General features: G+C 63.8%; 8 protein-coding genes and 1 pseudogene. 2 read left to right on the forward strand and 7 right to left on the reverse strand.

What is annotated here, in order from left to right; all coding sequences use genetic code 11:
- Both aroA and AHiyo1_RS03125 read right to left on the reverse strand, forming a co-directional pair.
- Positions 1-1,168, reverse strand: a pseudogene (gene aroA / locus AHiyo1_RS03120) (3-phosphoshikimate 1-carboxyvinyltransferase); the annotation flags it as partial.
- A 6-nt stretch (positions 1,169-1,174) separates the two neighbouring features.
- The gene (locus tag AHiyo1_RS03125) at positions 1,175-1,690 is read right to left on the reverse strand and encodes a DoxX family protein (RefSeq protein ID WP_059387593.1); all 516 of its coding nucleotides are present in this window, start codon (positions 1,688-1,690) and stop codon (positions 1,175-1,177) included.
- 217 nt (positions 1,691-1,907) lie between these two features.
- On the opposite strand from AHiyo1_RS03125, the gene AHiyo1_RS03130 reads away from it, so the two are divergent.
- Both AHiyo1_RS03130 and rsrA read left to right on the forward strand, forming a co-directional pair.
- Positions 1,908-2,747, forward strand: coding sequence for a sigma-70 family RNA polymerase sigma factor (locus tag AHiyo1_RS03130; RefSeq protein ID WP_059387594.1), 840 nt, complete (start codon positions 1,908-1,910; stop codon positions 2,745-2,747).
- On the forward strand, positions 2,744-3,001 hold the full coding sequence (gene rsrA, locus AHiyo1_RS03135) for a mycothiol system anti-sigma-R factor (protein ID WP_028264789.1): 258 nt from the start codon (positions 2,744-2,746) through the stop codon (positions 2,999-3,001). Before AHiyo1_RS03130 ends, rsrA begins: the two co-directional genes overlap by 4 nt.
- A 79-nt stretch (positions 3,002-3,080) precedes the next feature.
- Here rsrA and AHiyo1_RS28155 read toward each other — a convergent pair whose 3' ends face one another.
- The 5 genes from AHiyo1_RS28155 to AHiyo1_RS03155 all read right to left on the reverse strand — a co-directional run.
- Positions 3,081-3,155, reverse strand: coding sequence for a 50S ribosomal protein bL37 (locus AHiyo1_RS28155; RefSeq protein ID WP_369299106.1), 75 nt, complete (start codon positions 3,153-3,155; stop codon positions 3,081-3,083).
- A 109-nt stretch (positions 3,156-3,264) separates the two neighbouring features.
- Entirely contained in the window at positions 3,265-3,879 is a 615-nt protein-coding gene (locus AHiyo1_RS03140) for a PadR family transcriptional regulator (protein ID WP_059387595.1), read from the reverse strand.
- Positions 3,879-4,727 (reverse strand): DUF4097 family beta strand repeat-containing protein, encoded by an 849-nt coding sequence (locus tag AHiyo1_RS03145; protein ID WP_059387596.1) that lies wholly within the window; start codon positions 4,725-4,727, stop codon positions 3,879-3,881. The genes AHiyo1_RS03140 and AHiyo1_RS03145 overlap by 1 nt, the downstream gene beginning before the upstream one ends.
- Before the next feature lie 119 nt (positions 4,728-4,846).
- On the reverse strand, positions 4,847-5,446 hold the full coding sequence (locus AHiyo1_RS03150) for a GDSL-type esterase/lipase family protein (protein WP_059387597.1): 600 nt from the start codon (positions 5,444-5,446) through the stop codon (positions 4,847-4,849).
- A gap of 143 nt (positions 5,447-5,589) precedes the next feature.
- On the reverse strand, positions 5,590-9,068 hold a 3,479-nt coding region (locus tag AHiyo1_RS03155; RefSeq protein WP_059387598.1), incomplete at its 5' end, for a multifunctional oxoglutarate decarboxylase/oxoglutarate dehydrogenase thiamine pyrophosphate-binding subunit/dihydrolipoyllysine-residue succinyltransferase subunit.

The raw sequence follows: 9,068 nt of genomic DNA on the forward strand, positions 1-9,068 counted from the left end.
GCCGTCGCTGGTTTCCTCGGCGTCGCCGCCGAGCCGGTTGATCTCGGCGACCAGCGCGGCCAGCCTGTCCGTTTCGTGTCCCCGCAAATGCGCGATGCCGGTGAGCCGGGAAGGACCGGTTGCCAGGGCACACAATGCCGCTACGGTAGGAGCGAGTTCGCTGGTTTCGTCGAAGTCCGCTCCCAGGATTTCCGGTCCGCCGGTGACCGTCAGTGTGCCGTTGTCCAGCGTGACGGTTGCACCCATGGTGGCGAGGATGTCCCGCCAAAGGTCCCCGACTTGCGTGGTGTGGGCCGGCCAGTTGGGGATGCGGATGGTTCCCTTCGTGGCCAACGCCGCGGCGAGGAAGGACCCGCGTTGGAAAGGTCCTGCTCGATCCTCTCGTCGAACGCCTGGATGGTGCCGGGGGCGACCCGCCAATGGTTCGGCACGGAGTCATCCACCTGCACTCCGACGCCGCGCAGGACCGAGACGGTCATGTTGATGTGGTCGAGGCTCGGCACGGGCTTGCCGACATGCTCGAGGTGAAGGCCTCATCGAACCGGGCGCCGACCAGCAACAGGGCGGAGACGAACTGCGACGAAGCGCTTGCGTCGATCACCAAGTGGCCGCCGCGGACAGAGCCTGTGCCGGAAACCTTGAACGGGAGGGAGTTCGCTGTATGCCCGTCGAGGCCGCTGACTTCCACTCCGAGTGTCCGGAGGGCTTCGATGATGGTGCCCATGGGACGAAGCCGCGCGTGGGGGTCGCCGTCGAACACCGAAGCGCCGTTGCGGAGGGCCGCGAGCGGCGGCACAAAGCGCATGACCGTGCCGGCCAGGCCACAGTCGATGTCGGTCTCCGACGCCGTGGCCGCGGGATCGATGGGGGTGACTTCAAGGTCCGGGCCGTAGTGTCCATCGCCGGGAACTTCGGTGATGGTGGCGCCAAGCTGGCGCAAGGCCTCGACCATCAAGGCGGAATCCCGCGAATGCAAGGGTGCCCGCAGCCTGCTTGGGCCGTTGGCCAAGGCCGCCAGGACCAGATAACGGTTGGTCAGCGACTTCGAGCCGGGAACCGTGACCGTGGCATCCACAGGGTGGCTGGCGAAGGGTGCCGGCCACAGGGGGAGTGCGGGCGCCGTAGCGCTTCCTGAATCGTCGGTCTGCGTGGCGGGGGATCCTGGCATGCTTCCTTATGCTCCAACTGCGTTGTCTACGGCCTTGCGGACGGCACGGTCTGTCTTCTTGAACTGCTTGCCCGTGGCCTTCTTGGCGTCCATGGCGAGGTGTTCGGCACGCCATGCGAGGCTTGGTTTGCCCGCGGTGTCGACGGCGGCGAGGAAAACGCCACCCGTCAGCGAAATGTTCTTGAGCAACTGGGCGCGGCGGGCGAGCCGGCCTTCCTTGGTGCTGATGTCGGCAGAACGCCACTCGACAAAAGTGTTCAGGACCGAGATGCCGGCAAGCACGCTTGCCGAGAACCGGGAGCATTTGCCGAGTGCCAGCAAGGCGCCGGCGCCCACTTGCGCACCGCCGATGACCCTCGCCAGCGTCTTCTCGTCCGCCGGGAAAGGCAGTGACTCGGAAGCGCGGCGGAGCAGCGGAGAGAGCTGCTTGGCAGTGTCATCCGCGTTCTTGAGCTTGTCCAGCCCTGCGACGACAAAACTGGAAGCCAACATTGGCCTGGCGAGAAAACGGACGAGGGACATGTTTTGCCTCCTGGATGGCGTGCCACGGTGTTCAGGTGGTGCTGCGTTCAAGTGGTGCGGTGTTCACGGGGTGCAGTCGGATCTAGTCTTGCATCTTTGCGGAATATTTGCCCGGAGCTTGCCGTTGTCAGAAGAAGGTGCGGTATGGGCTGGACCTTGGATTGTGGCGTGTGTGTGGTGCCGCGCTTTGTCATGTCGTTTGAGTGGAGATGGTTTTTTGGCCTTGGTTAAGGACCGCGAGGGACACTTGGCGCTTGGGCGGGAGCTGCCAGGGGACTCCCGGAGGGTGACAGTAGACTTGGATGCAATGAGCACCATGGATCCGGCCGCAGCGGCCATGTACAAGGCAGCGACCGAAGTCACGGACGCAACGTCCGACGGCGACGCGACGGTTGAGTCCGACGTCGAGATTGCGGTGGACTTCGCAACGGAGACCCCCGAACAACGGAGGGCGCGCTTCGAACGCGACGCGATGCAGTATGTCGACCAGCTTTATTCGGCCGCCATGCGCATGGCCAGGAATCCGTCCGACGCCGAGGACCTGGTCCAGGAGGCCTACACCAAGGCCTTCTCCGCCTTCCACCAGTACAAGCCGGGTACCAACCTCAAGGCGTGGCTGTACCGCATCCTGACCAATACGTACATCAACCTCTACCGGAAGCGGCAGCGAGAACCGTTGCAGTCGAATTCGGACACCATCGAAGACTGGCAGCTGGCGCGGGCGGAGTCCCATACGTCGGCGGGGCTGCGTTCTGCGGAGGCGGAGGCACTGGACCATTTGCCGGACTCGGACGTGAAGAGCGCCCTGCAGTCCATTCCGGAGGAATTCCGGCTCGCGGTGTACTTCGCTGACGTCGAAGGCTTCGCCTACAAGGAAATATCAGACATCATGAATACCCCGATCGGCACGGTCATGTCCCGGCTTCATCGCGGCAGGAAAATGTTGCGCGATCTGCTGGCGGACTACGCCGCAGAACGGGGAATCAGCGCCGGCGCGGAAGAAAAGGCCTTGGCCGTGGGCGCGGCCACAAGCAAAAAACAGGAGAAAAGGAAATGAGCTGCCAAGGATTGGGCGACTGCGACGATGCTCGGATGCAGCGTATCTACGAGTACCTCGATGGTGCGTTGACCCGCGAGGACATCGCAGAGATCAAGGTGCATCTGGAAGATTGCCCGGAGTGCACCGAGCAATACGACCTTGAGTGCGTCATTCGCACCGTGGTCAAGCGCTCCTGTACGGAAGCGGCTCCTGAGAATCTCAAGAACTCGATCCTGGACAGGATCCACGCTATGAAGTCCGTGGACGTCTAACAGCCTCAAACGGCAAGGGCCCCGGAAACCTGATGGTTTCCGGGGCCCTCCGCATTAAGTCTTACGCTAAGCCGCTGGCTTAGGTGTTGGGACGCTTGCCGTGGTTTGCGCCGCCGCGCTTACGGTCACGACGCTTACGTGCACGCTTGCTCATAGCTGGCCTCCTTAGATTCTTGATACTCAATAAAGCTGCCCTCCAGTCTCCCACATCACGGGGCCGCCCCGCGAACCGTGCCGGCCAACCGCGGAGGGAATCGGGGGACTCAGCCGCGCAGGGAATTCCGGATGGAGATCCTGGCCTGGTCCAGGACAGTGCGCACGGTCTCAAGGGCGACCGGAGTCAGGGCCTTGGAGCCGGCGTGCTGTCGCAGCTCCACCCGGATGTCATCACGGAAGGACTGGACCATCATTTCGGCTTCCTTCAGGATGCGGTGTCCCTCCGGAGAGTAGCTTCCGGCCCACGACTGGAAGTCCGCGGACTTCGCATTGGCTCGCGCGGCTTCGGCAGTCGCCGCCAGGTCTGCACGCAAGCCGCGCATGTTGCTGCGGATGTCGTCTCGGAGATTGTCGGCCAAGCGCCGCACGGAGGCGGAGATGTTGTCCTCGACGTCGGCCAGTTCCTGCCGTCGGCTGTTGAGTTCGGCCAGTCCGGCCGCGGTGATGGAGTAGTTGGTCCGGCGCCCGTCGCTGCTGGTGGCTACGAGTCCTTCTTCCTCGAGTTTGCCAAGGCGCGGATAGATGGTTCCGGCACTGGGCGAGTAGGTCCCGCCGAAGCGTTCGCCGAGGGCCTTGATGAGCTCGTAGCCGTGCTTGGGGCCTGATTCCAGGAGCGCCAGCAGGTAAAGCCGGAGGGCTCCGTGGGCAAAGACGGGCGGCATCAGGCTTCCTCCTCTCCGGGTGCTGAGTGCGTTGTTCCGGGGGCTGGCGCACTGCCATGGATGATGGAGGTCTTTCCGGACACGGAATTGGTGCGTGCCACCATGAGCCGCTCGTCAGGGCCAACGATGGTCTGGACCCTTCCACCTGACTGGGCATAGAGCTGGTCATCGATCATCACGGTGCCACTTGCCGTCTTGGCCACGATGTCCACGCCCACGTCATGCGGAAGGCGGACAGTGAGGTCCCCTGAAATGGAGTTGGCTCCGAAATCCTGGGTGTAGCCGTGAAGGTCGAAGCTGAGGTCGCCGCTGACAGTATTGGCCCGGATGTTCTTGAAACGGCCCGAAGCCGTGACTTCGCCCGAGACGCTCTTGGCGGTCATGACGCCGTCGTGGTTTCGGGCGATGACTTCGCCGCTCACGGTGTTGACGTGAAGCTCGCCCCGCGTGCCGTCCGCGAGGACTGACCCGGACACTGTGTTGAGGCGGATATGGCCGGTGACTCCCGACACCATGCCGTCGCCGCCCACGGTTCCTGCTTCGACGTCGACGCCGGCTGGCAGTGCGATGCTAATGACGATCGTGTTGGTGCTGGTGTTGTTGACGGTCCCCATCAGGTTGCGGAACCAGCCCTGGGGGCCGTGCAACTGGTGGCGGACCTCGAGCCGGCCGTCAATGAGGCTGACGCTCAGCGGATCGCCGTCGATCTCCGAGACTTCGATCCTGGTGATCGCCTCGTCGTGCGTGACGACGTCGAAGCGACCCTTGACGATCCCCAGCTTGAGTGAGCGGACGCCGTCGACGTCGATGGTCTGCGGACCGGTAACGGTCCAGTTCTCTTCTGACATGGCCCCTCCATTGCTGCGCTACCATTGTCGCGATATATCGCGTTGATGAATTCACGATATATCGCGATATCGCGCTTGGCAATGGGTCCTGACTGCGGGAAGGGTGCCTCGGGCCCTGGCTATTCCGGCTGGGCGATCCTCAACCACTGGAACCAGCCGCGGTGCAACACGAGCCAGGCCATGAGCCCGTAGCCCGCTTGGCCCGGGGTGCCGCCATTCGCAGCGAGGTCGGTGCGCCACTGTTCGTGGTTGAGTAACGGCGAGAACGTGTCGACGTAGTGGTGGTTGCGGCGGGTGGTGACGTCCGCAAATGCGGCATTGAGTTCCGCGATCCGGCGGTTCTTGGCCGGGTCCAGCGTGGGTGGTGGACCGACGACGAATACTTCGATGTTGCTTTGGGACGCCCCGTCGAGGATATTGGCAAGATTGAGGCGGCTGCGTGCCGTGGAGACACCGAATTCGATGTCGCGGCCGGACAAACCGATTACGAGGCGGTTTTCGTGGACGTTGCTGAAGCGTCTCCCGGCTTCGTCGAGCCAGCGCGCCGCAAGGCCCTCCGTGCCCTCCATGGGGCAGGGAAGCGAGTAGCTCTCCACGGGAACGGAGTCCTGGGGAGTCCGCGCAAGAACCCTTCCGAGCCAGCCCAAGGCCCTGGGGTCACCGAGCCCGGCGAGTAGTTCATCACCAACAGCTGCGATGCGCAGCTTCCTGTCTTCCACGGTTACCTCTTCACCAAACGTTGCGGTCCTTGCACTGTGCCCGGCCGGGCGGCTGGATCACCGGGCACTTGTTCCATTAAACAGAACCGCCCGGCTGGAAGCGGGTATTGAACCTCCAGCCGGGCGGCCTTCTCTTTTGAGGGTTACTTGCGTTCGAATGCCTGCTTGAGCAACGTGGCCTGTTCAGCGCTGTGGCGCTTCATCGAACCGGCTGCCGTAGAGGCCGATGCCGGACGCGAAACGAGCCGGACCTTGCGGTCCAGTGCCTGCGGCAGGTTCAAGCCGATGAACGGCCACGGACCCTGGTTGGCGGGTTCGTCCTGCGCCCAGACGATGTCGGCGTTCGGGTACTTGGCCAGTTCCGCCTCGAGCTGGGCCTGGGGCAGCGGGTACAGCTGCTCCAGGCGGATGATCGCAGTCGACGTGTCGCCGGTCTTCTGCCGGTTCGCCAGAAGATCGTAGTACAGGCGGCCGGAAACCAGGATCACGCGGTCAACGCTCTGTGCCTGAAGGGGCTCGTGTTCGCCGATGACCGGCTTGAAGCCGCCCGTGGTGAAGTCCTCCACCGCTGAAGCCGCACCCTTGAGGCGCAAAAGCTGCTTCGGGGTGAAGATGATAAGCGGCTTGCGCGGACGGCTGTAAGCCTGCCGGCGCAACAAGTGGAAGTGCGAGGCGGCCGTGGTGGGGTTCGCCACGATCATGTTGTCCTCGGCACAAAGCTGCAGGAAGCGCTCGATGCGTGCGGACGAGTGGTCCGGTCCCTGGCCTTCGTACCCGTGGGGCAGCATGAGCACGAGCGAGGAACGCTGGCCCCACTTTTGCTCGGCCGAGGAGATGAATTCGTCGATGATGGTCTGTGCACCGTTGACGAAGTCACCGAACTGGGCCTCCCAGAGCACCAAGGCGTCCGGGCGTTCCACGGAGTAGCCGTACTCGAAGCCCATGGCCGCGTATTCGGACAACAAGGAGTCGTAGATCCACAGCTTGGCCTGATCCCCGCTCAGGTTGCCCAGCGGCATCCATTCGCTGCCGTTGGCGCGGTCGTGGAACACGGCGTGACGCTGAACGAACGTGCCGCGGCGGGAGTCCTGGCCGGCGAGGCGGACGGGGACGCCCTCCATGACAAGCGAACCAAAGGCCGCGATCTCGCCGAAGCCCCAGTCGATGCCGCCTTCGCGGGACATCTGCTCACGCTTCTCCAAGAGCTGCTTGAGCTTGGAGTGGACCGTGAAGCCTTCCGGAATATCGAGGTGCGCCTGGCCGATCCGCTGCAGCATTTCGGCTGAAATGGCGGTGGTGGCCGGCGCGTTGGTGCCGAAGTCCGCCTGCTGGGCGATGGGACGCTCGATGTCCGACACCGCGGCGGAATCCGCCGTGATGATCGGGATAGGCGAAGTCTGTGCGGCGTGGGTCTCCGCGAAGACGCGTTCGAGGCGTTCCTGGTAGTCGCGCAGCAACTGTTCGGCTTCGTCCTCGGTGATGTCGCCACGGCCGATGAGGGATTCCGTGTAGAGCTTGCGGACGGAGCGCTTGGCTTCGATGAGGTTGTACATGAGCGGCTGCGTCATCGAGGGGTCGTCGCCCTCGTTGTGTCCACGGCGGCGGTAGCACACCATGTCCACAATGACGTCCTTGTGGAAGCGCTGGCGGAACTCGTAGGCCAACTGCGCGATGCGCACCACGGCCTCGGGGTCGTCGCCGTTCACATGGAAGACCGGAGCCTGGATCATCTTGGCCACGTCGGTGGAGTACGTCGAAGAGCGCGACGACGACGGTGCGGTGGTGAAGCCGACCTGGTTGTTCACGATGATGTGGATGGTTCCACCGGTGCGGTAACCGCGCAGCTGGGACAAGTTGAGCGTTTCCGCCACAACGCCCTGGCCGGCAAACGCGGCGTCGCCGTGGACCATGATGGGCAGCACGGGGAACGCCTCGCCCTGGTCCAGCCGGTCCTGCTTGGCCCGGACAATGCCTTCAAGCACGGAGTCAACCGCTTCGAGGTGGGACGGGTTGGCGGCGAGGTAGACCTTGGTCTCATTGCCGTTGTCCGACGTGAACGTGCCCTCGGTGCCGAGGTGGTACTTGACGTCGCCCGAGCCCTGCACCGAGCGGGGGTCCTGGGTGCCTTCGAACTCGCGGAACACCTGGGCGTACGTCTTGCCCGCGATGTTGGTGAGCACGTTGAGGCGGCCACGGTGGGCCATGCCGATCGCGACTTCGTCGAGTCCGTCGTCGGCGGCGTCGGAAATGATGGTGTCCAGCAGCGGAATCAGGGATTCCCCGCCTTCGAGGGAGAATCGCTTCTGGCCCACGAACTTGGTCTGCAGGAAGGTTTCGAAGGCCTCTGCTGCGTTGAGCTTGGATACGATGCGCAGTTGCTCTTCGCGGCTCGGCTTGGAGTACGGGTGCTCCACCTGGTCCTGGAACCACTTGCGTTCTTCGGGTTCCTGGATGTGCATGTACTCAATGCCCGTGGTGCGGCAGTAAGCGTCGCGGAGGACGCCCAGGATGTCGCGGAACTTGAGCATCGGCTTGCCGCCGAATCCGCCGGTGGGCCACTCGCGGTCCAGGTCCCACAGGGTGAGGCCATAGGTCAGCACGTCGAGGTCCGGGTGCTTGCGCTGGACGTATTCGAGGGGGTTCGTATCTGCCATGAGGTGGCCGCGGACCCGGTAGGAGTGGATCAACTGCTGGATCCGGGCAACCTTGTTGATTTCGTCAGCGGGGTCGACCTGGAGGTCGGGGCTCCAACGGACGGGCTCGTAGGGAATGCGCAGCGCTTCGAAGATCTCGTCGTAGAAGTTCTGGGCACCGAGGAGGAGCTGGTGGACGAGCTTGAGGAACTCGCCGCTTCCGGCACCCTGGATGACGCGGTGGTCGTACGTGGACGTCAGCGTGAGGATCTTGCTGATGGCGTTCTGGGCGATGATCTTCTCGCTCGCGCCTTGCCACTCGGCCGGGTAGTCGAGGGCTCCGACGCCGATGATGGCGGCCTGGCCCTTCGAGAGCCGGGGCACGGAGTGCACGGTGCCGATGCCGCCCGGGTTTGTCAGGGACACGGTGGTGCCGGCGTGGTCGTCCGCCGTGAGCTTGCCGTTGCGCGCGCGCTTGATGAGGTCTTCGTAGGTGTGCCAGAACTCCGCGAAGTTCATCGTTTCGGCCTTCTTGATGTTGGGAACCATCAGGAGGCGCGTGCCATCGGGCTTGGGCATGTCAATGGCGATGCCGAAGTTGACGTGCGCGGGCTGCACGGCAACGGGCTTGCCATCCACTTCGTCGTAGTACACGTTCATCGACGGGAACTGGGACAGTGCGCGGACCACTGCGTAGCCGATGAGGTGGGTGAAGGAAACCTTGCCGCCACGGGCACGGGCAAGGTTGGAATTGATGACAACGCGGTTGTCGATCAGGAGTTTGGCAGGAACGGCCCTGACGCTCGTGGCGGTAGGAACCTCAAGGCTCATGACCATGTTGGACGCAATGGCCTTGGCCGGACCACGGAGGACGGAGACGACGTCCTCTTCCGGCGGGGTGGGAGCTTTGGTGCTCTTGGGAAGCTGTGCCGGGATCGGCTGGGACTGGCTGCCGTCGGATGGCTTCTGCGCGCCGTCCTTGGCGACAG

Source organism: Arthrobacter sp. Hiyo1 (assembly GCF_001263615.2).
Taxonomy (GTDB): domain Bacteria; phylum Actinomycetota; class Actinomycetes; order Actinomycetales; family Micrococcaceae; genus Arthrobacter.